This window comes from Dongia sp., from assembly GCF_041910485.1.
Taxonomy (GTDB): domain Bacteria; phylum Pseudomonadota; class Alphaproteobacteria; order Dongiales; family Dongiaceae; genus Dongia.
The window spans coordinates 1-23,684 of record NZ_JAYRQR010000012.1 but is presented as its reverse complement, the minus strand read 5'-3'; the positions used below and the strand labels follow the sequence as shown (position 1 = coordinate 23,684).

19 protein-coding genes are annotated in these 23,684 nt (G+C 62.7%); 8 read left to right on the top strand and 11 right to left on the bottom strand.

Going from position 1 to position 23,684, the window contains the following annotated elements; genetic code table 11:
* The first annotated feature begins 137 nt into the window (after positions 1-137).
* A complete protein-coding gene (locus tag ACE3PP_RS02960; RefSeq protein WP_374377782.1) occupies positions 138-1,298 on the top strand; it encodes an MFS transporter in 1,161 nt (386 codons plus the stop codon).
* 59 nt (positions 1,299-1,357) lie between these two features.
* On the opposite strand, the gene ACE3PP_RS02955 is transcribed toward ACE3PP_RS02960, so the two are convergent.
* Positions 1,358-2,875, bottom strand: coding sequence for an aldehyde dehydrogenase family protein (locus ACE3PP_RS02955; RefSeq protein ID WP_374377780.1), 1,518 nt, complete (start codon positions 2,873-2,875; stop codon positions 1,358-1,360).
* A 235-nt stretch (positions 2,876-3,110) separates the two neighbouring features.
* Between ACE3PP_RS02955 and ACE3PP_RS02950 the strand changes: the two genes are divergently transcribed.
* Together ACE3PP_RS02950 and ACE3PP_RS02945 are read left to right on the top strand one after the other, a co-directional pair.
* Positions 3,111-3,803 carry a hypothetical protein gene (locus ACE3PP_RS02950; RefSeq protein ID WP_374377778.1) on the top strand — a complete coding sequence of 231 codons (693 nt, stop codon included), beginning with the start codon at positions 3,111-3,113 and terminating at the stop codon, positions 3,801-3,803.
* A 305-nt stretch (positions 3,804-4,108) separates the two neighbouring features.
* Entirely contained in the window at positions 4,109-5,878 is a 1,770-nt protein-coding gene (locus ACE3PP_RS02945) for a DEAD/DEAH box helicase (RefSeq protein ID WP_374377776.1), read from the top strand.
* A gap of 63 nt (positions 5,879-5,941) precedes the next feature.
* Here the strand turns inward: ACE3PP_RS02945 and ACE3PP_RS02940 are convergent, their stop codons facing one another.
* The 6 genes from ACE3PP_RS02940 to ACE3PP_RS02915 all read right to left on the bottom strand — a co-directional run bounded on the left by ACE3PP_RS02940 (position 5,942) and on the right by ACE3PP_RS02915 (position 15,811).
* Positions 5,942-8,914, bottom strand: a complete 2,973-nt coding sequence (locus ACE3PP_RS02940; RefSeq protein ID WP_374377774.1) for an HD domain-containing phosphohydrolase — start codon at positions 8,912-8,914, stop codon at positions 5,942-5,944.
* Positions 8,915-8,961: 47 nt separating this feature from the next.
* Positions 8,962-9,654, bottom strand: coding sequence for a substrate-binding periplasmic protein (locus ACE3PP_RS02935; protein WP_374377772.1), 693 nt, complete (start codon positions 9,652-9,654; stop codon positions 8,962-8,964).
* Between the two features lie 224 nt (positions 9,655-9,878).
* Positions 9,879-11,204 carry a S1C family serine protease gene (locus ACE3PP_RS02930; RefSeq protein ID WP_374377770.1) on the bottom strand — a complete coding sequence of 442 codons (1,326 nt, stop codon included), beginning with the start codon at positions 11,202-11,204 and terminating at the stop codon, positions 9,879-9,881.
* Positions 11,205-11,326: 122 nt separating this feature from the next.
* On the bottom strand, positions 11,327-13,231 hold the full coding sequence (locus ACE3PP_RS02925) for a propionyl-CoA synthetase (protein ID WP_374377768.1): 1,905 nt from the start codon (positions 13,229-13,231) through the stop codon (positions 11,327-11,329).
* Positions 13,232-13,422: 191 nt separating this feature from the next.
* Positions 13,423-15,120 carry a 2-isopropylmalate synthase gene (gene leuA, locus ACE3PP_RS02920; protein WP_374377766.1) on the bottom strand — a complete coding sequence of 566 codons (1,698 nt, stop codon included), beginning with the start codon at positions 15,118-15,120 and terminating at the stop codon, positions 13,423-13,425.
* Between the two features lie 520 nt (positions 15,121-15,640).
* Positions 15,641-15,811, bottom strand: a complete 171-nt coding sequence (locus ACE3PP_RS02915) for a YdcH family protein (RefSeq protein WP_374377764.1) — start codon at positions 15,809-15,811, stop codon at positions 15,641-15,643.
* 254 nt (positions 15,812-16,065) lie between these two features.
* Here ACE3PP_RS02915 and ACE3PP_RS02910 point away from each other — a divergent pair, with 254 nt between their 5' ends.
* Entirely contained in the window at positions 16,066-16,680 is a 615-nt protein-coding gene (locus ACE3PP_RS02910) for a UbiX family flavin prenyltransferase (protein ID WP_374377762.1), read from the top strand.
* Here ACE3PP_RS02910 and ACE3PP_RS02905 read toward each other — a convergent pair.
* Complete coding sequence (locus tag ACE3PP_RS02905; RefSeq protein ID WP_374377760.1) at positions 16,677-17,846, bottom strand: MFS transporter; 1,170 nt, start codon at positions 17,844-17,846, stop codon at positions 16,677-16,679. The genes ACE3PP_RS02910 and ACE3PP_RS02905 overlap by 4 nt on opposite strands.
* 141 nt (positions 17,847-17,987) lie before the next feature.
* Here ACE3PP_RS02905 and ACE3PP_RS02900 point away from each other — a divergent pair, with 141 nt between their 5' ends.
* Positions 17,988-18,530 (top strand): hypothetical protein, encoded by a 543-nt coding sequence (locus tag ACE3PP_RS02900; RefSeq protein WP_374377758.1) that lies wholly within the window; start codon positions 17,988-17,990, stop codon positions 18,528-18,530.
* A gap of 6 nt (positions 18,531-18,536) precedes the next feature.
* Here ACE3PP_RS02900 and ACE3PP_RS02895 read toward each other — a convergent pair whose 3' ends face one another.
* Both ACE3PP_RS02895 and ACE3PP_RS02890 read right to left on the bottom strand, forming a co-directional pair.
* Complete coding sequence (locus tag ACE3PP_RS02895) at positions 18,537-19,040, bottom strand: TIGR02444 family protein (RefSeq protein ID WP_374377756.1); 504 nt, start codon at positions 19,038-19,040, stop codon at positions 18,537-18,539.
* Positions 19,030-20,127 (bottom strand): ATP-dependent 6-phosphofructokinase, encoded by a 1,098-nt coding sequence (locus tag ACE3PP_RS02890; protein WP_374377754.1) that lies wholly within the window; start codon positions 20,125-20,127, stop codon positions 19,030-19,032. Before ACE3PP_RS02890 ends, ACE3PP_RS02895 begins: the two co-directional genes overlap by 11 nt.
* A gap of 83 nt (positions 20,128-20,210) precedes the next feature.
* On the opposite strand from ACE3PP_RS02890, the gene ACE3PP_RS02885 reads away from it, so the two are divergent.
* Positions 20,211-21,119, top strand: a complete 909-nt coding sequence (locus ACE3PP_RS02885; RefSeq protein WP_374377752.1) for a folate-binding protein YgfZ — start codon at positions 20,211-20,213, stop codon at positions 21,117-21,119.
* Between the two features lie 20 nt (positions 21,120-21,139).
* Here ACE3PP_RS02885 and ACE3PP_RS02880 read toward each other — a convergent pair whose 3' ends face one another.
* Entirely contained in the window at positions 21,140-21,607 is a 468-nt protein-coding gene (locus ACE3PP_RS02880; protein WP_374377750.1) for a hypothetical protein, read from the bottom strand.
* Between the two features lie 145 nt (positions 21,608-21,752).
* Between ACE3PP_RS02880 and ACE3PP_RS02875 the strand changes: the two genes are divergently transcribed.
* Positions 21,753-22,826: a P1 family peptidase gene (locus ACE3PP_RS02875; RefSeq protein ID WP_374377748.1), complete on the top strand. Its 1,074-nt coding sequence runs from the start codon at positions 21,753-21,755 to the stop codon at positions 22,824-22,826.
* Positions 22,810-23,313, top strand: coding sequence for a cupin domain-containing protein (locus ACE3PP_RS02870; RefSeq protein WP_374377746.1), 504 nt, complete (start codon positions 22,810-22,812; stop codon positions 23,311-23,313). The genes ACE3PP_RS02875 and ACE3PP_RS02870 overlap by 17 nt, the downstream gene beginning before the upstream one ends.
* Positions 23,314-23,684 lie beyond the last annotated feature (371 nt).

Genomic DNA, 23,684 nt, shown 5'->3' with positions numbered 1-23,684 from the left:
GCTCGAACGCGGCAACATCGAACGCTAGAGCTCCCCTCGCTTCCATCCATTCGAGCTTTAAGACGTTCCTGAACGGACCGCGCGGAGGCGCGCGCCCGCTTCACCCGTTGCTGCCGTCCGTTGCCGGAGTTTCGACCATGCGCACCCCGCTTTTCCTGTTCCTCCCCGCCCTCATCGCCGTCGCCGGTTTCGAGACGGCGCTGGCCCTCGTCTCGCCCCTGGTGTCCTTGCGGCTTGAAGAGGGCGGCGTTTCAACCGGCATGATCGGCTTCGTCGCCTCCGCCTATTCGCTGGGCTATCTGGGCGGCACGCAGATCTGCCGACAGCTGATCCTGCAATTCGGCGCACGTTCCACTGTGGCGCTGCTCGCCGTCATCGCGGCTCTCAGCCTCCTCGCTCATGCCCTGCTGTTCGATGTGTTGTTCTGGCTGGTGCTGTCGGCCTTGTGTGGATTTGCCATGGCCGGCATCTACACGATTGCCGAAAGCCTGCTCAATGTGCTGGCCAGCCGCGGCAATCGTGGCCGCCTCTACAGCGTCTACATGACGGCATCGTGGTTGACGGCCGGCGCCTCGCCCATCGCCGTGCTGGCGGAAGGCAGCGGCGGCGTCATGAGCTTCATCATCGCCGGGGCCATCATTACGCTCACCACTCTGCCGGTGCTGATCTCGCGCCGGGCGGAACTGCCGGTGCCCGCGCATGGCGCGTTGGGGATGAAGCATTTCCGCGCCGTGCCGCCGGTGGCACTCGCCATCTGCTTCGGGTCCGGCATCATCAATGGCGGCCTGCACGGTTTGCTGCCGAGCTATGCGGTGGAAACGGGCCTGAGCAATGGCGATCTTTCCCTGCTGCTGACCGTCGCGGCGATCGCCGGCATCGCCGGACAGTTTCCTGTGGGACACCTTTCCGACCGCGTGCGCGAGCGCATCTCGGTCGCCAAGGGGATCGTCTTTCTGGGGCTGGCCCTTTGTGCCGGCATGGCACTCTTTGCCGGTGGCGGGATGATGACGCTCGTGATGTTCGTCGGTCTGCTCACCGCGATCATGGCGCCGATCTATGGTGTCGGCGCGGCCCTCGCCAATGACCGCGCCCGCGGCGGCTGCACGCTGGCAACGACCGGCGCGCTGCTCTTCGTCAACGGCATCGGTGCGGCCGTAGGCCCGCTCGGCGCCGGCTTTGCGATGGAAGCCTGGGGACCGACCGGCCTGTTCCTGTTCCTGGCTCTGGCGAGCGCCGCGATCGGCCTCGTCACCGCCTGCCATCGCCGCCTGGAACGCGTCTGGGTGATCGCGCGCTGAAACGAAAACGGGGTGCAGTTGCCTGCACCCCGTTCCATCGATTCCAACTCGGCGACGTATTAGCCGATGTCGAACTTCACACCCTGCGCAAGCGGCAGCTGGTCCGAATAGTTGATGGTGTTGGTGGCGCGGCGCATATAGGCCTTCCACGCATCCGAGCCGCTCTCGCGGCCACCACCGGTTTCCTTCTCGCCGCCGAAGGCACCGCCGATTTCGGCACCCGAGGGGCCGATATTGACGTTGGCGATACCGCAATCGGACCCGACGGCCGAGGTGAAGAGTTCCGCCTCGCGCACGTCGCGGGTGAAGATGCAGGAAGAGAGGCCCTGCGGCACCTCGTTCTGCAGCTGGATCGCATCGGCGAGGTTCTTGTACTTCACCACATAAAGGATCGGCGCGAAGGTCTCGTGCATCATGACCGAGCTCTGCTTGGGCAATTCGACGATGGCCGGCTTCACGTAATAGCCATTGGCGCAGCCGGAGACGCTGACGCGCTCGCCGCCGACCACCTTGCCGCCCTCAGCCTTCGCCTGCTTCAGCGCGTTCTGCATCCCTTCGAAGGAGGCCGCATCGATGAGCGGACCGATCAAGGTCTTCGCATCGAGCGGGTTGCCGACCGGCACCAGGCCGTAGAGCTTCTTCAGGCGCGGCAGCAGCTTTGCGTAGATGTCTTCATGGACGATGAGGCGGCGCAGCGTCGTGCAGCGCTGGCCCGCGGTGCCCACGGCGCTGAAGAGAATGGCGCGCTCAGCAAGCTTCAGATCGGCCGACGGGCAGACGATCATGGCGTTGTTGCCGCCGAGTTCCAGGAGCGAGCGGCCGAAGCGCTTGGCGACGCGCGGCGCCACTTCGCGGCCCATGCGGGTCGAGCCAGTGGCGGAGACGAGCGCCACGCGCGGATCGTCGACCATCACCTCACCCACTTCGCGGGCGCCGATCAGCACTTCAAGGAGACCGTCCGGAATGGCGGTGCCGGTTTCCTTGGCAAAGCGCGCTGCCGCCTTGGCGAAGATCTTGGCGCTGGCGAGGGCCGTCAGCGGTGTCTTCTCGCTGGGCTTCCACACGACGGAATTGCCGGCTACGAGGGCCAGGGCCGTGTTCCACGACCAGACCGCCACCGGGAAGTTGAAGGCCGTGATCACACCGACGACACCCAGCGGATGCCAGGTTTCCGCCATGCGGTGGCCGGGCCGTTCCGAGGCGATGGTGAGGCCGTAAAGCTGGCGCGAAAGACCGACCGCGAAATCGCAGATGTCGATCATTTCCTGCACTTCGCCGAGACCTTCGGTCTTGATCTTGCCGGCCTCGATCGAGACCAGTTCGCCGAGTGCCGCCTTGTGGGCGCGCAGTTCCTCGCCGAGCAGGCGCACAAGCTCGCCGCGCTTGGGCGCCGGCACCTGGCGCCAAGCCTGGAAAGCGGCCTGGGCCTTGGTGATCTTCTTCGCGGCACCCTTGGCATCGTCGCAGACGAGCCGCGCCACTTCACCGCCCGTGATGGGCGAGCGGACGATGAGATCGCCCTTTTTCAGCGCCTTGGCATCGAGGCCCAGCGACTTCAAAACCTTGTCGATTTTCATGATCGGGTAGCTCCAGTTGAAAGGCGGCCCCTGCATGAACCAGCAATGGCAACCTTGTCAACCGACCCCACCGGTGGGACTTTGCCGCACCTTGAGGAACTTCCGCCGAACTCTGGTATTTGGGCGGGCGCCGAGCCCCACCGGAGCGCTTGCCGCCGGCTCGGAAGCCAGCAAGAATACCGGCCGAGACTCCGGGGCTTTACCAACCATCCCTCTGATGTATGGAGACTATTTGATGTTGCACCGTTTGTCGGGACAGCTTCTTGCCAGCTTGAAAAGCGCTGTCATCGCCGGGAGCGCGATGGTCCTGATGGCGGCAACAACCCCTGCATCGGCAGAAAGCCTCCTCGATATCCCGCCGGTGCCAGAATCAGGCCCCGACCAGTCCTGGGCCGCCATCGCCGAAATGGTCATGGTCTATTACGACGTGCCCAATACCGGTCCCGGCGACATGCAATGCAGCATCGCCTATTACCTGACCGGCACGCCGAACTGCTACAAGGCTCAGGATGAAAGCGAATTCACGGCGGTGAGCCGCGCCATCAAGGGCTATCCGCAATTCGCCCATGAATCTTTCGGCGAACTTCCCATCGCCATGCGCTGGGAAGAAGCCAAGACCATCCCACCCGCCGAGATCATCCAGGAGATCCGCTTCGAGCGCCCCATCCTGGTTCAGATCGAACCGGCCCGGAACGAGGGCGAGGCCAAGGCACAGAAGCGCGCCGTCCTCATCGTCGGCTTCGACGGTACCGCCGACAATCTGCAGCTCATCATCAACGACCCCAAGGTCTATCCCGGGACCCAGAACCCCTATCTGGAGTTCGGCGGGCACGTCCGCGACAATAGCGGCCAGTACCAGATCGGCTATGCCGACTTCCAATCCTTCCTGAAATGGTCGGCGACCCTCTACAAGATCAAGCCGGACTGATATTTTGTTGGAATTGCTGGCTGTTTTACCGCTGCGACACCTGAAAGCGTCAAACATCTTGACTTATTGACCGCACTGCATCATATCTACCCTGCATTTCCCGGTGATTGCGCGCATTCGCCACTGACTGGCCGGTCCAACCGGCCCACATGTCGGCGTCCGTCCCGGGATACATTTTCCACGTCATAGAGTCTCAAGCGGCGCGCCTTGGGTTCGCCCGCCGGCTATTCGCCAGCGCGCCCTCGGGTTGCGCCGGTCGTCTCTCCTTGCGGCATGACACCAACTGCCGAAAAGGATTTCAGGCATTGAATACGCATACCCCGACCGCCGGCACCAACGATGTGCTGGCCGACTTCGCCTCGCTCAATCTGGTCGAACCGTTGATGCAGGCCGTGACCGAGAGCGGTTACACTAAGCCCACCCCCATCCAGGCGCAATCGATCCCGGCGCTGCTCGAAGGCCATGATTTGCTGGGCCTCGCCCAGACCGGCACCGGCAAGACCGCGGCCTTCACCCTGCCGATGTTGCAGCGCCTGATGGCGCACCGCAAGCAGCCGCAGCCCAAATCGATGCGCGCCCTCATCCTGACGCCGACCCGCGAACTCGCGGTGCAGATCAACGACAGCATCAAGACCTATGGCCGTCATCTGCCGCTGCGCTCGACGGTGATCTTCGGTGGCGTCGGCCAGGTTCCGCAGATCAACACCATGCGCCGTGGCATCGACTTGCTGGTGGCGACACCGGGCCGTTTGCTCGACCTCATGAACCAGGGTCATGTCACCCTGAGCTCGGTCGAGTTCTTCGTGCTCGACGAAGCCGACCGCATGCTCGACATGGGCTTCATCCGCGACATCCGCAAGATCGTCGCCGCCCTGCCCGCCCGCCGTCAGACGTTACTCTTTTCCGCCACGATGCCGGCGGACGTGACGGATCTCGCCCACAGTCTGTTGACGAAGCCAAAGCGAGTCGAGGTCGTGCCGCAATCGACCACGGCCGAACGTATCGATCAGATCATCTACATGGTGCCCCGTGCCAACAAGCGGAAGCTCCTCGCCGAGCTTCTGAGCGCACCCGACGTTACCCGTACCATCGTCTTCACGCGCACCAAGCGCGGTGCCGACCGCGTGGCCGAGAACCTCGAGCGTGACGGCCACAGCAGCGCCGCCATTCACGGCAACAAAGGCCAGAGCGCCCGTCAGATCGCGCTCAACTCCTTCCGCAATGGCTCGGTAAAGGTGCTGGTGGCGACCGACATCGCCGCGCGCGGTATCGACATCGACAATATCAGCCATGTCGTCAATTTCGACCTGCCGCTGGAACCCGAGAGCTACGTCCACCGCATCGGCCGTACCGGCCGGGCGGGCGCCGCCGGCATCGCCATCAGCCTGTGCGACGGCGAAGAACGCAGCCTGCTGCGTGATATCGAAAAGATCGTGCGCATGAAATTGCCCGTGGTCGACGACCATCCGCTGGCCGTCGGTGCGGATACGGACTCAGGCGAGCAGATCACGCTCGCCAAGGCGCAGCGGATCCGCGAGACGCGCGAGCTGGACCAGTCGCGGCGCGAGCATCGGACCGGCGAGGATCGTGGCCGCCGCAGCAGCCCCAAGCGCGGTGAATCGCGCCACGAGCGCAACCATAACCGCAAGCCCGACCATGCCGGCCAGGAATCGCGGCCGCATCGGGCGGAACGCCCGGCCCAGAACGACCGCCCGCAGCGCAGCGAACAACACCAGCGTGGCGAACGACCGCTGCGTGAGGATCGCCCGCAGCGCAGCGACGCTCAGCGTAGTGAACGGCCCCAGCGCAACGATCACCCGCAGCGAAGCGATCGCCCGCAGCGGAACGACCGGCCTCAGCGCATGGAAGAAGGCGAAAGCCGCTTTGAGGCCGAGCGCCGCATGGCGGCGGCCCGTCATGGTGCGGCACCGCGCCACCGCGATCCGGTCCGACCGGATGGCGAGCAGCGCCGCATCGACTATCGGGGCCGCGCCGAGCAACCCGAACGGGCGCAACGCGAAAAGCGTGGCGGCGGCCAGAGGCCGCAGCGCACCGGCAAGGGTTCACCTCGCTGATTGAACTTGAAGTGCAAGACGCCGGCGATCATCGCCGGCGTTTTTGTTTTCAGCCCCTTCTAGTCAGGCGGCGGGCCTCATCTTGAGGACGAAGTCGATATCCGGCTCGTCGATCTGATCGGGCTGCAGGAACGCTTCGGCATATTGCCGCCAGACCCCGCTTTGCAGGAACAGGTCCAAGAGATCCGGATCCAAGTGATTGTCCTTCTTCATGAAGGCCATGATCTTGATCGCTTCGGACAGCTTCTTAGCCTTCTTGTAGGGCCGGTCGGCCGCCGTCAGCGCCTCGAACACATCGGCAATCGCCATCATGCGCGCAACCGGCGACATATCGGCCCGCTTCAAGTGCTTCGGATAACCGGTACCATCCATCTTTTCATGATGGCCACCGGCAATTTCCGGCACGGCCTTGAGATGCTTCGGAAACGGCAGGCTTTCCAGCATGATGATCGTCTGCGAGATGTGATCGTTGATACGATATCGTTCTTCTTCGGTGAGCGTCCCGCGACCGATGCTGAGATTGTAGATCTCGCCCAGATTCATCTTGTAGCGCGGCAGCTTCAGCTGGAAGCCCCACGGATTGTCCGGCGCGATGATGTCGCGCTTCTCCAGCGGCATGATGTGATCGTCACGATCGGCAAGCAGCGGTTCGTCGATCGGAAGGGGCGGTTCCGGCGTCCGATCCATCCGCTTCTTCTCTTCATAGGAAAGACCCAGCCGATTGCTGAGTGTGCGCCGCCAGCGCCGCGTGCCGATCTGCTTGATCCGCGCGATCTTCGCAGGGTCCATGAATTCGCCACCTTCATTGCACGAGGCGACGAAGGCGAATTCCTCATCAAGTTCCCGGTGGCGGGTCTCCAATTCACGGCGCAGCGACGCCTCGTCCCCGCCGGCCAAGAGCTGCTGCCAAAAATCAATCTCGGCATCCCGCTTCAGTATTTCGAAACGCATCCGGATCTCATGAATGCAGTCGTAAATCGTCTCCAGCTTGGTCGCCTTGTCGACGACATATTCCGGGGTCGTCACCTTGCCGCAATCATGCAGCCATGACCCGATCTCGACGGCCTCCCATTCCTCGGCATTGAGGGAGAAGTCCGCGAAAGGACCGCTGGTCTGGGCACAAGCCGCTTCGGCCAGCATCTTGGTCAATGCCGGGACGCGCGCGCAATGGCCGCCCGTATAACTTGACTTCGCATCGATCGCACCGGCGATGAGCTTGATCAGCGCGTCCATCAGGTCCTTCTGCGCCTGCAGCAATTGCTTGTTCTCAATGGCGATGCCGGCGGAACTGCTGACGGCACGCATCAGTTCGATCAAGCGCGTGCTCGGTGACCAGGCACCATCAGCCTGGTTCCGCGTCCTCACCAGGATTTGCGCACCGATCGGCTCTTGCTTGCGATTGAACAGAGGCACGATCAACAGCGCAATGCGATAGGCGTCTTCGGCCTCGACCATCTCGCGCAGCCCCAGTTGATCGAGCTCGCTATACTCAAGCCGCCGCTCAATCAGGCCAATGCGCCCTTCCCTGACGAAGGCGCCGATTTCACCCTTGATATCAACCGCCGACAGATTCAGTGAACCGGCGATGTGCTCGCCGACACGCGTGTGATGCCAGCGCACGATCTCAGGCTGCAGATACCCGCCCGATTCATCCAGCAGATAGATGGCACCCCCGTCGCTCTCAACAAGGTCTATTGTTTCACGCAACACCAGGTCCAGAAGCGGACGCAAGTCTCGCTCCGCGCTTAGCGCATGCCCAATATCCATGAACTTGCGCAAGGTCACCTTCATCCGGTGCAATGAGCGGCCGAGATCGCCCACTTCCGTGATCGGCGTCTTGACCTTCACATCCTTCTCAAAGTCGAACGCCGCGATCGCAGCGGTTTCCCGCGCCAGCCGGGTCAGAGGCTTCGCCAGCAACCTTGAACCGAACCAACCGAAAGGCAAGGCCACCAACAGAATGAGAAACGCTATCGTCACCTGGCTTTCAACAATCTGCCTGGCGCCGGCGAACAATTCGTCCTCGGGAATTGCCACGAGCATGCTTACCGTATTCTTGCCTTCGATAGTGATGCTCGTCCGCGACAGCTGCCACTGCCTGCCTTCAACGACAGCCGTATTGCGCGCGCCTGCTTCGTTAAGCTGTGCCGCCTGCGCAAGGACAGGAACGTTGAGTTCCTCCAGGCTGACCAGCCGCAAGGATCCATCCGGCCGTGCCGCCGTCATGCGGGCACTGTCGCGATAGGCGACGACCTGCCCACTCCCGCCGATCAGGGCCAATTCAGACGAAGGCGTGATACGAATGCTGCGCAGTTCGGCAGCAATCGATTCAAGTGTCAGATCGAGAGCCACAATCACGGCACCATCGGCCGAGCGACTGGCCAATGTCGCGCCGACCGATTGGGTCGTGAAGAAGATGTAGGGTTCCGTCAGAACAGCGTTGTTCTGGGCGGTGGCCATCTGGAACCAGGGTCGCGTCCGCGGATCGAACCGGTATCTCGGCATGAAGCGGGCATCCAGTAGTTTTCCATCCGCATCATAGTAGCGATACTCGCCGATCATCGTTCCGACCACATCCTGGCTGATCGATTGCACCAGCAGTACCGCCTTGGCCGGCGCCTCGACGGCCTTGCGTACGCGATCGTCGCGCAACGGCCGGAACAGGATGAACTCGCCATTCGGATAGCCGATATAGAGCGCATCCGTGATCGGGTTCTGGTTCAAGGCATCCATCACCAGCGGCAATTGTTGCAGCCGCTCGGCGAGCGTGCTCGCACTGGAAAAGCCGCTATGTGCCAGCAGGGTGATCTGGTTTCGCGCCGGCGATAGAATACGCTGAACCTTTTCGCTGAGCGTATCGCGAATATAGCGCGTAGTTTCGGTGGTCGTTTGCAGCAGAATGTCCTGCGCGCCACGGTAGGTTTGCCAGGCAAAGATCGCAACGACCAGGACCAGCAAGAGTGTGACACCCAAGGTCGCCAGGATGTGCAGGGGCAGTTCCAAGCCCGACTTGGATCGCTTTTCTAGCGCCGGCATTTGACGATACCTCGTGGCAAGGAGATATGGTTTGCGTCCATCTTCTCTCAGTACTCGGCTAGTTGCGGCAAGGCTTCGGCGGCGATATGGCCCGCCGCCAGGCGATGCATCGTGCCATCGATGCGCATCTCTTCGATGAGGCGCAACCAATTGTCGGCTTGCGCACCTGAGAAGGTCCGTCGCGACAAGGCAACCCCGCTGGGCGTCGGCGGTGCGGGCGATGCGTCAACCAGCTTGAACTTCTCGCGCTGCGTCGACTTCAGAAAGTAATAGTAGGTCATCGACGCCGCCAGAATGGCCTGCACGCGCCCCTGCTCGAGAGCGGCATAGAGATCCTGGTGGGTGGCGAACTCGATGACCCGTGCATCTCCCAACAGCGACTTGAGATGATAGTCATAGAAATTGCCGTAGCGATAGCCGCGGACAAGGCCAAGCTTGGCAGATTTTCTGGCAACGAAGGTCGGGAAGTCCGCGGGAGAGGCGCCCTTTGCGGCGGGCACCACCATCATGTTCTTAAAGCCGAAATAGGTTACGAAATGCGCGAGCTTCGCGCGTTGCGGCGTTGAGATCTGGCTGGTCGCGAGATCGATCCGGCCATCTTCGATCCCCGGCCAGATGTCGATGCGCGGCACCTCGGCAATCTCGAAGCTGCAACCTGAGCGGCGTGCCAGCTCTTTCAGGACATCTGCATCCACGCCCTGCCCAAAATGCGACATGGGACCGAGTTCGACTGTCGCCACCCTCAGTGGCCGGGTACAGCCATATCGCTCGGCCGGACTGGCGGTCTGCGCATAAGACGTGCTGGCCACGACAGACCAGACAAATCCTAACATCCAATTTTTGGCGATGGCTCGAAACATCTGGGACCTGCCGTTTGTCACAGGGACATTAGGCCGACCAGCTTAACTTTTTATTAGCGATACTTTGGCCGGGCCGGATTTCAACCCGGCGGTCGACCGTCGCGCTAGTCCAACTTGATGCCGAGACGGTCCAGCGCGTCGGCAATCGGGACGAAGAAATTGATTCCGACCAGATGCGAACCGTCATCGGTGAGGCCGGATTGCGAAATACCGACCACGTTGCCCCGGGCGTCGAGCAGCGGACCACCACTATTGCCCGGCTGGATCGTCGCGTCGGCCTGGATGAGCGGCAAGCCATGCTCATCGCGCTGGATCTGGCTGACGATCCCGCGCGTCACCGTTCCGGCCAGGCTGGGATCGAGCGGCGAGCCGACGGCATAGACCTCCTCGGTCAATGCCACGGAGCCTAGGCGCAGCGGCAACGGTGTATAGGCACCGCCCTCGACGCGCAGCAGCGCCACATCGCGCGCGGGATCGCTGCGCAAGGTGGTGGCATAGGCGGTGACGCCGTTGATGAGAACCACCTTCACCCGCTTGGCGTTGAGGGCGACGTGATGGTTGGTCAGAATAAGATCCGGTGCGACGAAGAAGCCCGACCCTTGCCCGGTGCCGCTGAAGAGGGTGACGACCGATGCCTGGATGCGGCTCATATTGCTCCCGATCGGTGTCTCGAAGGCGGCACTGCGAGCAATGGCCAGCGCCGGCTGCTCGGCCACGCCACCCCACCCGCCCAACGGCACCTCAGCCGCCACCGGCGCCTTCTCCCGACGCACCAGAAGATCGTGAAAACGCCTATCCCCGGCAAGATTGCGCGCGGCGCCGGTGAAGGCTTTGATAATCAGAGCCACTTCGCCATCAGGGACTCCCTCTGGGAGTTCGGCCGACCCGCTCGTCCGCGTTTCCAGAACGACACGCTGCTCCAACGTCGAATAGACCTGCCACGTGACGTCGATGCGCCCCAGTCCGCTTTGCGTGCCCTTCCACTGGCCGCCCCACGTGACCTCGTCACACACATCGAGCGTCACAGTGTCGACACGCCCTCCGACCAGGTATTCGGGTGCGCGCTGTGCGTCGCCGTAATTGCCGAACAGTGCATCCGGATCCCCGACGACATTGTAATTGGCGTCTTTGAGTACACGGTAGAAGCTGTCCGTCATCTCTTCATCTTGGACAGTGATCTTGCCGGCCGCCCAATGGATTGGCTCTGGCACCATGCTTTGGCCACACAGTTTGAAATTGTTGTCGCGGTAAGTGCCGATGGCCTGCCCGCGCTCCAAATTGAATTGGACCCGGTCCAACTGAATGGGGGCAAGGTCTTCGCCCTGGGCGGCAACGGTCATCGCCACGGGGGCCGGTTCGACATGGGTTTGCGCACAAGCCGTCATCATGAGGCCCGCGGCCAGCCAAACCGTGATCGTGCGACCCCGCATCAGTCCCCTCATCGTTCCCCCAAAATTGCAATGGCGGCCCGATCAGGCCGCCATTGCAATTTTGGTGGAACAAAGTGCGTACTGTAAAGAGAAAAATCTATCTCTTTACTAAACCTTTGCGGTCACCCCTGTTTGTTGGCGTAGCCGACGCCCTTCAGCGCCAGTTCGATCTCACCGAGGATTGCCGGATCGTCGATCGTCGCCGGCATGTTGAAGGGCTTGCCGTCGGCGATCTTCTGCATCGTGCCGCGCAGGATCTTGCCCGAGCGCGTCTTGGGCAGGCGGTTGACCACCGTCGCCGTCTTGAAGGCCGCGACCGGACCGATCTTGTCGCGCACCAGTTGCACGCTTTCGGCGACGACCTTTTCCGGCGCCTTGGCAACGCCGGCCTTCAGCACCAGGAAGCCCAGCGGCAATTGCCCTTTGAGTTCGTCCTCGACGCCGATCACGGCACACTCGGCGACATCCGGGTGGCTTGCCAGCACTTCCTCCATGCCGCCGGTGGAGAGGCGGTGCCCCGCCACGTTGATGATATCGTCGGTGCGGGCCATGATGTAGACATAGCCGTCATCGTCGATATAGCCGGCATCCGAGGTCTCGTAATAGCCGGGGAAGTGGTCGAAATAGCTGCGCCGGTAGCGCTCATGCGCGTTCCACAAAGTGGGAAAGGCCGATGGCGGCAGCGGCAGCTTGCAGACGATGTTGCCGATCTCGCCCGGCTTCGCCGGATGTCCGTCATCGCCCAGCACGCGCACATCCCAGCCGGGTGCCGCGCGCGTCGGCGAGCCATGCTTCACCGGCAATTGTTCGATACCCAGGCAATTGGCGGCGATGGCCCAGCCGGTCTCGGTCTGCCACCAGTGATCGATCACCGGGACGCCCAGCTTTTCCTCGGCCCATTCCAGGGTCGGCGGGTCCGACCGCTCGCCGGCCAGGAACAAGGCGCGCATCGAGCTGATGTCGTATTTCTTGATCAGCTCGCCATTGGGGTCGTCGCGTTTGATGGCGCGGAGCGCGGTCGGCGCGGTGAAGAGGGTCCGCACCTTGTGCTCCTCGATCACGCGCCAGAAGGCCCCGGCATCCGGCGTACCGACCGGCTTGCCTTCATAGAGCACGGTCGTGCATCCATAGAGGAGCGGCGCATAGACGATATAGGAATGCCCCACCACCCAGCCCACGTCGGACGCGGCCCAGAAGACCTCGCCGCGTTCCATGTTGTAGATGTTGCGCATCGACCAGTTGAGCGCCACGGCATGGCCGCCATTGTCGCGCACGACGCCCTTGGGCGCGCCGGTCGTGCCGGATGTATAGAGAATATAAAGCGGATCCGTCGCTTCGACCGGCACGCAATCGTGAGGCTTCGCTCCCGCCGCGATCTGCTTCCAATCATGATCGCGCCCGGGCTGCATCTCGGCCAGCGCCTTCTCGCGCTGCAGGATGATGCAATGCTGCGGCTTGTGCTTGGAAAGGTTGATCGCCTCGTCAATGAGCGGCTTGTAGGCGACGACACGGTTGACCTCGATGCCGCACGAGGCGCCGACGATGATCTTGGGCTGGCAATCGTCGATCCGCGTCGCCAGTTCCTTCGCGGCGAACCCGCCGAAGACGACGGAGTGGATGGCACCGATGCGGGCGCAGCCCAGCATGGCGACGACGGCCTCCGGCACCATCGGCATGTAGACGATGACGCGGTCGCCGCGCCGTACGCCAAGTGCGGCCAAGGCGCCGGCAAAGCGCGCCACCTCGTCCAGGAGTTCGGCATAGGAAATATGGCGCTTGGTCCCGGTAACGGGGCTGTCATAGATGATGGCCGCTTGCCCGCCGAACCCGGCCTCGATATGGCGGTCGAGGCAGTTAAAGGCGGTGTTGCACTCGGCCCCGGCGAACCAGCGGGCGGCGGGCGGGTTGCTGCCGTCGATGACATCTTCCCAATGCTTGAACCAGTGCAACTCCTGCGCGGCGTGGGCCCAGAACTCCTCCGGATGCTCGATCGAATGACGATAAATGGCGTCGAACTTCTGCGACATGCGCGCTGCCCCTCCCGAAACCCGGTCGCCATGACGGCGACTCTTCTCGCAGTCGCAGTATCGTCATAACCTTGACCGAGGCAAGGATTTCGAGGTCCGACTTAGGTCGGTGCCGGTGGCTTTAGAAAAAGGGACCGTTCTCGGCGAGAACGGTCCCCATTTTCTTCGGGAACGCATAAATGACAGCGCCGTCAATTGGCCGCAGCGCCGACCTTGCCGTTGGCGACACGGTTGGTGGCACTGATAATCGCTTTCAACGACGCGGTCACGATGTTGGAATCCTTGCCCACGCCGAAGACCGGGCGGCCATCGGGCATCGCCATCTCGACATAGCTCACCGCATTGGCGTCGCTCCCGGCGCCGACCGAATGTTCGCGGTAGTCGACTACCTTGAGGTCGATGCCGGAATGCTTCTTCATCGCATCCATGAAGGCGTCGATCGGCCCATTGCCGCGGCCGGTGATGGTGATCTCCTTGCCCTTGTCGCGGATGCTGGCCGTCAGGTTGCGCAATTCGCTGGCATGGCTGTCGGCCAAGGTCTGGTGGCCGACGAAGGCATAAGGCTGGTCGAGCGACAGATACTCGTCGTTGAACGATTGCCAGATCTGGGTGGCGGTAATCTCCTTGCCGGTCTTGTCGGCAATGTCCTGCACGGCCTGGCTGAATTCGACCTGCAGGCGCCGTGGCAGCGAGAGGCCGTAATCGGTCTCCAGCACATAGGCGACGCCACCCTTGCCCGACTGGCTGTTGATGCGGATGACCGCTTCATAGGAGCGGCCCACATCCTGCGGATCGATCGGCAGATAGGGCACCGCCCATTCGCCGCTGTTCGATTGCTTCATCGCCGCGAAGCCCTTCTTGATCGCATCCTGGTGCGAACCCGAGAAAGCCGTGAAGACGAGATCGCCCGCGTAAGGATGGCGCGGATGGACGGGCAGCTGGTTGCAATACTCGGCCGTCCGCACCAGCTCGTTGATGTCGGAGAAATCGACCTGCGGATCGAGCCCCTGTGTGAACATGTTGAGGCCCAAGGTCACCAGATCGACATTGCCGGTACGCTCGCCATTGCCGAACAGCGTTCCCTCGATGCGGTCGGCACCGGCGAGGATGCCGAGTTCAGCCGCGGCGACCCCGGTGCCGCGATCATTATGCGGATGCAGCGAGATGATGGCCGCTTCTCGGTTCTTCATCTTGCGGCAGAAATATTCGATCTGGTCGGCATAGATGTTGGGCGTCGACATTTCGACGGTGGCCGGCAGATTGATGATGCAGGGCTTCGCCTTGGTCGACTGCCACACATCCATCACCGCCTCGCACACCTCGATCGCATAATCGATCTCGGTGCCGGTGAAGCTTTCCGGGCTGTATTGGAAGACGAACTCGGTATTGCCTTTCTGCTGCTTGGCGAGGTCGCGCACCAGGGTGGCGCCGTGCACGGCGATTTCCTTGATGCCCTTCATGTCCTGGTTGAACACGACGCGCCGCTGCAGGGTCGAGGTCGAGTTGTAGACGTGGACGATGGCGCGGCGGGCGCCCGCCAGCGCCTCATAGGTGCGGGTGATGAGATGGTCGCGCGCCTGGGTCAGGACCTGGATGGTGACGTCATCCGGGATATGCCCGCCCTCGATGAGCTCACGGCAGAAATCGAAATCGGTCTGGCTGGCCGACGGGAAGCCGACCTCGATCTCCTTGTAGCCCATCTTCACGAGCGTCCGGAACATGCGGAGCTTGCGCTCCGGCCCCATCGGTTCGACCAGCGCCTGGTTGCCGTCGCGCAAGTCGACGGAGCACCAGATCGGCGCCTTGGTGATGGTTTTTCCCGGCCATTGTCGGTCGGGCAAATTGATCGGCTGGAACGGCTTGTACTTGGAACTGGGGTCGATACGCATGGCACTTTCCTCGTGCGGAATTTCATCAAAAAGGGCGTGGGTGCGAAGCGACTCTTAAGCCGCCGCCGGTATCCCGGGCCGAACCGGCCCCGGGGACGTCGCTGTCAGCGCCGACGGCGGCGGCTAAGCGAAACCCGGCCGAACGGCTGGACCAAACGCCCTAACATGCTGCTGCTTATGACGATTTTGCGGATCATCGGCAATCCCTGACGGTATCGAAATGCGGTACAAATTTCTGGCGGAGTGGGGCCAAACAGCCCCGCGGCCGGCGCGATTCAGCACGCCGGGGCGGTAAGTCGAAGCGTAAGCGCCAGAATTTGCGTCAGGTTGCTCATAGAGGGGACCTTACCCAGGGGATGGAGGCAAGGTCAAGACTGAAACCGGGGCAGGCGCCGGTCCCAATCCGGCCGTTCCCCAAGTAAAAGACCGCCGGACGGCGCGCCGGGCTTTTGCCCGGGGCCATCGACGGCGGTCTGTTTCAGAGAGAGGGCCTTCTGTCAGGCCCGGAATTTCGCGACGGTCAGTGCGTCTTTTCGAGCTCCGCCAGTTCGTCCTTGATGCGCAGTTTCAGCTTTTTCAGCGCGTGGATGGTAGCTTCGTCAGGGTGGGGACGCCGTTCTTCGTCGGCGATCTTTGCGTCCAAATCGGCGTGCTTTGACTTCAGCGAGTCCACATGCGCAGTCATTGCCATACCCATTCTCCCATCTGTTATCTGTGATCGGATCAAATTGCCGTTGCGAGCATTGGCGCTTTGCTGGTTTTCTGCCTCCTTCGATCGTTTGAAAGCCGCGTCAGAAGTTGAATGCTGCGCCTTTCCGGTCCTTAAGTAAATGAGAGAGAGGGCTTGGCGCTTCAAGATGTCACGGTAAAATCTCCCCGTTGATTAAGCATCCCTGACCCAAACGCGCCGACCCTGCGTCAGCGGCGCCGGAATGAACAAAATCCATGTCTATCAAGCCGCCCGCCGTCCCTTCGCACCCGCCCTCGCGCCTGATTGTCGGCATCTCGGGAGCGTCGGGAGTCCTATATGGGATCAGGCTCCTTGAGCTGCTCAAGGGGTCGATGATCGAGACCCATCTGGTGATGTCGCGAACGGCCGAGTTGACCCTTGCTTATGAGACCGACCGCAAGCTCGCGGCGGTGAAGGCGCTCGCCGATCATTGCCACAGCAATGACGATCTCGCGGCTCCCATTTCCTCCGGGTCGTTTCTGACACTCGGCATGATCGTGGCGCCGTGCTCGGCGAAGTCGCTGGCCGAGATCGCGAGCGGCGTCACGCCGACGCTCATCTCGCGCGCCGCCGACGTCGTCCTCAAGGAACGCCGCCGCCTCGTCCTCATGCTGCGCGAAACGCCGCTCCATCTCGGCCATATCCGCAACATGGCAAGCGTCACCGAAATGGGCGGCATCATCGCACCGCCCGTTCCCGCCATGTATGCGCAACCGCAATCGATTGAGGAAATGGTGGATCAGAGTCTCGGCCGCGTGCTCGACCTCTTCGGCCTGCATCTCGACCATGTGACGCGCTGGGACAAGAACGTCAAGAAACGGCGTACCTAGAATTCCCGCTTCCGCGCCAGGACCAGCAGCGTGAAACTCGCCGCCACGGCGAGCGCCACGATCATCAGCCCATGCGGGCCGATGATGTCCATGGCAAGTCCCGAAGCCGGCGGCGCAGAGACGTTGGCGAACGTATAGGCCATGACGAAGGCGGCATTGACGACCGCGAGTTCCCCGCCGGAATAGCGGCGCCCCATCGCGACCAGCGCCACCGAATAGGCGCCCCAGACACAGCCGCCCCAGATGAAGGCGACGACACCGAGCCAGAACGGGTAGGCGGTCAGCCCGCTCAAGGCCAGCACCGGGCCGATGACGCAGACCGTGCCGCAGATGAGCATCACCGGGCGCGGGCCGATGCGGTCTGCAAGCCACCCCACCGGGAATTGCAGCAGCATATTGCCGGCGATGAAGACGCTGAGCAGTGTGAGCGCGAAGGATTCGTCGAAGCCGACGCGCTGCCCCCAGATGGCAAGGAAACTGAAGAAGGAGGCATCGATGGCGCCGGAAACGATGGCTGCCGACAGCAAGGCCGGCACGGTGAGGAAGACGCCCAGCACATGGGCGCCGCCGCTATCGTCCAGAGCGGGTGCGAGGCGCCGCAGCGGCAGGATGATGATGAGCGAAACGACGCTGAGGCCGATGAGCCAGGGCAAGGCCGACACACCGAGATGGTTGGACCATTTGAGGACTTCCGGACCGGCGGCAAAGCCGGCGGCCATGATGGCCGCATAGAAGGCCACGGCGCGGCCGCGCGTCTTCGGCGATGTGGCGGTGTTGATCCAGGTCTCGGTCACCACCCAGGGCACGCTGCCGGACAGACCGCTGATGAAGCGCAAGGCGAGCCAGATCCAAGGTGAATCGGTGAGCCCCAGCGGGAACATGGTGGCGACGCCGACGACGCTGCAAAAGATCATCGCATTGCCGCTGCCAAAGCGGCGGATGATCTTCTGCGTGAACGGCGCCATCAGCATGACGCCGATGGGATGGGCGGCGGAGATGAGGCCGATCAGCAACCCATCCAGGCCTTGGGCGTCCATATGGAGCGCCATCCACGGCACCAAGCCGCCGAACGAGATGCCGAAGGTGAAGATGCTGGCATAGAGACCGGCCAGCGCCGTGAAACGCTGCCGCTCGGTCTCCTTTGCCATAGCTTCTTGGTTGATCATCTGCCCCTCGTTAATCCTCCGTACAATAGCGAGCCGACTTCACACCTAGAAGCCGAATTCGTTAACGCGCGATAAGATTCGGCACAAAACTTGCTTCGTCATGGATGAGGGACTTGTTTTTACCAGGAACGTGGCCGGATCATGTCCATTACCTTGTTGAATTCATTCGCCAGTGCTGCCAAGTCGGCCCTGAACGCGGAAAAAGATGCCCAGCAAAAAGCTGCCGAGGCGAGTGCCAGCACCGCCTTTGCCGACCTCCTCAATCAGACGGCCTCGACTGGCAATGTGCCGAGTGACACGACGACGGTCAGCGGCCGCTCCAGCAAAGGGGTCATTCCCGCCGTCCTCATCGACGCGCAGCTCGGCGGCGCCACCTCTACGACGGCACCCGCGGAAAGCGGCGCGGAAGCCAAGAGCCTGTCGGCAGAGGATCTCGAAACCACTGAAGACCCGCGCGAGACGTTCCTGGAATTCGCCCGCAAGACGCCCGCTGAAAAGATGCGCGCGATGATCCTCTCCGAGATGGGCTTGACCGAAGAGGATCTGAAGAACCTCGATGCCGAGACGCGTGCCGAGATCGAGGAGAAGATCCGCATCCGTATCGAGGAAAAGGTGCGTGAGAGCATGCAGAAGGAATCCGGCGCCACAATCGCCTCGGCCAACGCATCTTCCCTGCTGAATTGATGCCCGCTAGAGCGCCGCGAGAATAGCGTCGCGGTCGCTGCGATCCTGTTCGCCCATTTCCGCGATCAGGCGCCCCAGATAGAGATCGAGGCCCGCCCCGGCCAGCTGGCGCGGTGCGTCGGCGCTGAGGGGCTGCAGATGTTCGGCCAGGGCCGCAACGATCTTCTGCTGGGCCACCTTCTCCGCCTCCAGTTCGACCGACAGCAGCCCGTGCTTGATCGATTGCCGGTCGGCCGCGGCCACGTCCGGAAACGCGCCCAGCTGCCGGCGCACGGCGCGCAGCGGTTTCAGGATCGTGTCGGACCAGGGTGCCACGGCATCGAGCGCATTCTGCAGCGCCGCATCGCCAACGCCATAGCCGCTCCGCGCCAGCCAGCAGATGGCAAGGATCAGATTGACGTCGGCACCGCGCCGGTCCTGCAGCGACAGGCAGGCCTGCGCCACCGCCTCGCGGCAATAAAGCGCCAGGCTGAACTCCCAGAAATCCTCCGCGTTGAGCCTAATCGCCAAAGCTGATCCCCAGCCCCCGCGCGGTCTTCACCATCGCCCCGTGCGGATCGACGGTCGCGGCCCCCTGGATCGCCGTCTGGATCGGCACGTCGATCACTTGCCGCGAATTCCAAGCCACCATGCGATCGAACTTGCCCGCCGCGATGAGATCGACGGCGTGCACGCCGAAAGCCGAACCGAGCAGCCTGTCCTTGGGCTCCGGCGTCCCGCCGCGCTGGACATGGCCCAGCACCGTGACGCGCGTTTCCGCACCGCTCCGCTTGGCCAGCTCCGCGCCGATATAATGCCCGATGCCGCCATAGGTCTGCATGGCCCCGGCACCGCCGCCATGAACCGAGGTGATCGCCTCGCCACTCTCGGTCTTCACGGCTTCCGCCACGACCACCAGCGCGAAATTGCGCCCGCTCTGGCGCAGGGCCGCCAGCTTCTTTTCGATCGCTGCAAACTGATAAGGAATCTCGGGGATCAAAATTACGTCGGCACCACCGGCGATGCCTGCCGACAAGGCGATGTGCCCGGCATCGCGCCCCATCACCTCCAGCACCATGACGCGGCTGTGGCTCGCCGCCGTCGGCTGCAGATGATCGAGTGCCGATGTCGCGGTCTGTACCGCCGTCTCGAAGCCGATCGAGGTTTCCGTGGCGCCGAGATCGTTGTCGATGGTCTTCGGAATGGCGACGAAATTGAGCCCGCCCTGGATGGCGAGGCGGCGCAGGATCGCGATCGATCCGTCGCCGCCGATGCCGATCAGGGCATCGAGCCCCAATTGCCGCACGCCGTCGATGACCTCGTTCGAGCGGTCGATGCGCTTGCCGTCATCGATCGGAAAGGCGAAGGGATCGCCCTTGTTGGTGGTCCCCAGAATCGTGCCGCCCTGGCGCAGCATGTCGGAGCTGAGCACGGCATCGTCGAGTTTCCGTGCGTCCACGGGGCGTGCCAGCAACCCGGCCGTGCCATTGTGGATGCCGATCACTTCCCAGCCGAAATGACCATTGGCATGGGCATAAACGGCGCGAATGACCGCATTGAGCCCGGCGCAATCGCCGCCGCTGGTCAAAATGCCGATGCGTTTTATCGCCAACGCCATGCCCCCATCGCTCGATCCCCCTTGCCTTTTCGGCCGGCTCTTCCAAGTATTAGTACAGAAACTCCAAGGCACCGCATAGCCACATGATAGATAAGGCTTTTTTCGAACTCAACCCGGATCGCAGCGTGATCGCCGTCAGCGGTCCCGACCGCGTCGAATTCCTGCAGGGTCTCGTCAGCAACGACACCAAGCGCATCGGAGCGACACAGGCGATCTTCGCGGCCCTGCTCTCGCCGCAGGGGAAGTTCGCCTACGACCTGCTGCTGGCGGCCGAGGGCGAGCGCATTCTCGTCGACGCCGAAGCCGCGCGTCGTGGCGAGCTGTTGAAGCGCCTCAAGATGTTCAAGCTGCGCTCGCAAGTGACACTCGAGGATCTCGATTCAGATTACGTCGTCGTGACGCTCTTTGGCGGCGACACGCTGCAGCGTCTCGGCCTCGACGCCAAGGCCGGCGACACAAAGCCGCTCGGCGGCGGCATCGTCTTCACCGATCCGCGCTTGCCGGATCTCGGCGCCCGCGCCTTCCTGCCGCGCGCGACATTCGCCGAAACGCTGCAAGGCCTCGGCTTCGCCGCAGCGCCGGCCGGCACCTTCAAAGCGCACCGCTATGCGCTGGGCCTACCCGAAGGCAGCACCGATCTGCAGCCCGACAAGGCCATTCCTCTGGAATGCGGTTTCGATGAGCTCAACGGTGTCGATTGGCAGAAGGGCTGCTACATGGGCCAGGAACTCACCGCCCGCACCAAATATCGCGGCCTCGTGCGCAAGCGTCTGCTGCCCATTCGCTTTGACGGTGCGCCGCTTGCCGTCGGCACCGACCTTCTTCTCGATGGCAAGGAAGTGGGCGATATCCGCGCGGTCGACGGCGATCACGGCCTCGCCCTTCTGCGCCTGGAATATCTCGATGCCATTCTTTCAAAGGGCATAGAGAACGACGGCACGCGTATTACAGCTTCGGTCCCAGCCTGGATGAAACTGCCCGAGATGGCTTGAGCGCATCGCCCGGAGAGGTCTTAGAAATAGTCTGAAAACGAGCCATAGAGGGCTAAGAGCGCTAGCACGCCGATCCAAACTGTGAAGGCAGATAGGGCAAGCGCCGCCCCCAAGGTCGGTCCGTCGCCGACCTCTAGTGCATTCAGCTTAACAGATCTCATATCTAGGGCATCGAATCCCCTGCCGAGATAGGCGACAAGCAAGATGGACGGAACTAGTGAGGCGGTACTCGCCGCGATAACTAGAAACCCGTCTTGCAAGTCGAAGTCGCCATCCAAGTGCAGATAGAAATTTATCAGCACGATGATTGGGCAAACGATCAGCACCGCGTAACGGTAGAAGTTCCTGACAATCCGCCGCATTGCGGCTTCATCGGTATCCGCGCGCAATAATCGGGCAGGACCCAACTTTAGTAGCGGCAAATAGATGACCTGGCCGCTATCGCTGCGACGGAATGATTTGTTCGTCATGCGATCAAAAAACGCCATCGTTTAACACTCGCGAATGCCTCTTGAAGCAATGCTACTTTCTGCTGATAAACAGGTCAAACAGCATATCTTCTGACGGTGCTTTCGTGTTGAGCCGATCAGGAAGGTTCTCTAATCTCCCCGCTCAAACATCAGGGGAATGATCATGGCGAAGGCGCGGCTTAGGGATCTCGGCATCACATTGGGGCAGATGCAGCCCGGTCCACTGAATGCCATCACCGATGTGGCCGGACTGCGCGTCGGCTACTCGACCCTCATCCGCGATGAACCGCATGTCGTGCGCTCAGGCGTCACGGCCGTCTGGCCGGCCGATGACATCTATACCGATTTCATGTTCGCGGGCCTTCATTCCTTCAACGGCAATGGCGAAATGACGGGCAGCCATTGGCTCAATGAACAGGGGCTGCTGGCGGCCCCCATCACCATCACCAATACCCATGCGGTCGGCATCGCGCGCGATGCGATCTGCGTCCATGCGGCGCGCAAAGGCATCGACCAGGCCTGGCATTTGCCGGTCGCGGCCGAGACCTGGGACGGTTGGCTTTCCGATGCCGAGACCTTCCCCGTGACGCTCGACATGGCGGTCGAGGCGTTGGATGCCGCCAAGGCTGGGCCGGTCGCCGAAGGCAATGTCGGTGGCGGCACCGGCATGATCACGCATGAATTCAAGGGCGGCACCGGCACCGCCTCGCGCCGATTGTCGGCCGAGGATGGCGGTTGGACGGTTGGCGCCCTGGTGCAGTCGAATTACGGCCGGCGTTCGCTCCTGCGCTGCGGCCATGCACCTGTGGGCCTTGAGATCGACACCAAGGCGGTCCCGTCCGCGCATGAGGAACGCAAGACCGAGCAGGGCTCGATCATCGTCATCCTGGCGACCGATGCGCCGCTCCTCCCCATTCAATGCCAGCGCCTGGCGCGCCGCGCCACGACGGGCCTCGCCTGGGTCGGCGGCATCGGCTCCAACGGATCGGGCGATATCTTCCTCGCCTTCTCGACCGGCAATCGTGTCGCCTTGAAATCGAAGATGGCCGATGTGCGCATGCTGGGCATGGAAGAATGCACCGCTCTTTTCCAGGCCGCGGCGGAGGCGACCGAAGAGGCGATCTGGAACGCGCTCTGCGCCGCCGAGACCATGACCGGCTACAAAGGCCACACGGCGCATGCCGTGCCGCATGATCTCCTCAAGCAAGCTGTCGCCCGCTATGCACGCCGCGACTGACGACCTCGTCACCGCGCTGCAATTGCAGCCGCACCCGGAGGGCGGCTTCTACCGCGAGACCTACCGGGCGACGGAGGCCATCCCCAATGCCGGCCTGCCGGCGCGCTTTCACGGCGACCGCGCGCACAGCACCGCGATCTATTACCTGCTGCGCGCTGGCGAGCGGTCGAAGCTGCACCGGATCAAGTCCGACGAGGTCTGGCATTTCTACGAAGGCGATGCGCTCACCATCATCGCCCTCTCGCCCGGCGGGCAGCTCATCGAAACGACCTTGGGCCGCGACTTCGCCCGGGGCCAGGTGCCGCAGCATGTGGTTCCGGCGGGCTTCTGGTTCGGCGCCCTGCCCGCCAAGGGCAGCGCCTTCACCCTCGCCGGCTGCACCGTGGCACCCGGTTTCGACTTCGCCGACTTCGACCTCGGCGAGCGCTCCAAGCTGCTCCACGAATTCCCCCAGCATCGCGCCTGGATCGAACGCCTGACCGATTAGCGCCGCTTCGCGCCCCACTCGGCTTGCGCCGACACCCCCACCCTGACCCTCCCCCTGAAGGGAGAGGGGACTTCACCGAGTTCGTACCGACGTCACAGCAAACTGGTTCTGATTCCCTCTCCCTTCAGGGGGAGGGCCCCGTCGGCGAAGGCCGACATGCGTCGGCGGGGTGGGGGTGCGCGAAGCGGGCTTAGTTGTTCTCATAATGTTCTTGACAAAGAACTAGGAATGTTGTACTAATAGAGCTGTGCACACATATCACCCTGGCTCCCCATCCGGAGCCGCTCGGTTGTCCCTCGGCGCAAGTCCAGCGATGGACGCAGGCCGAAAGCATCCGCCCCTGGTTGAGAGGGGCAGGCTTGGTCGGCGGC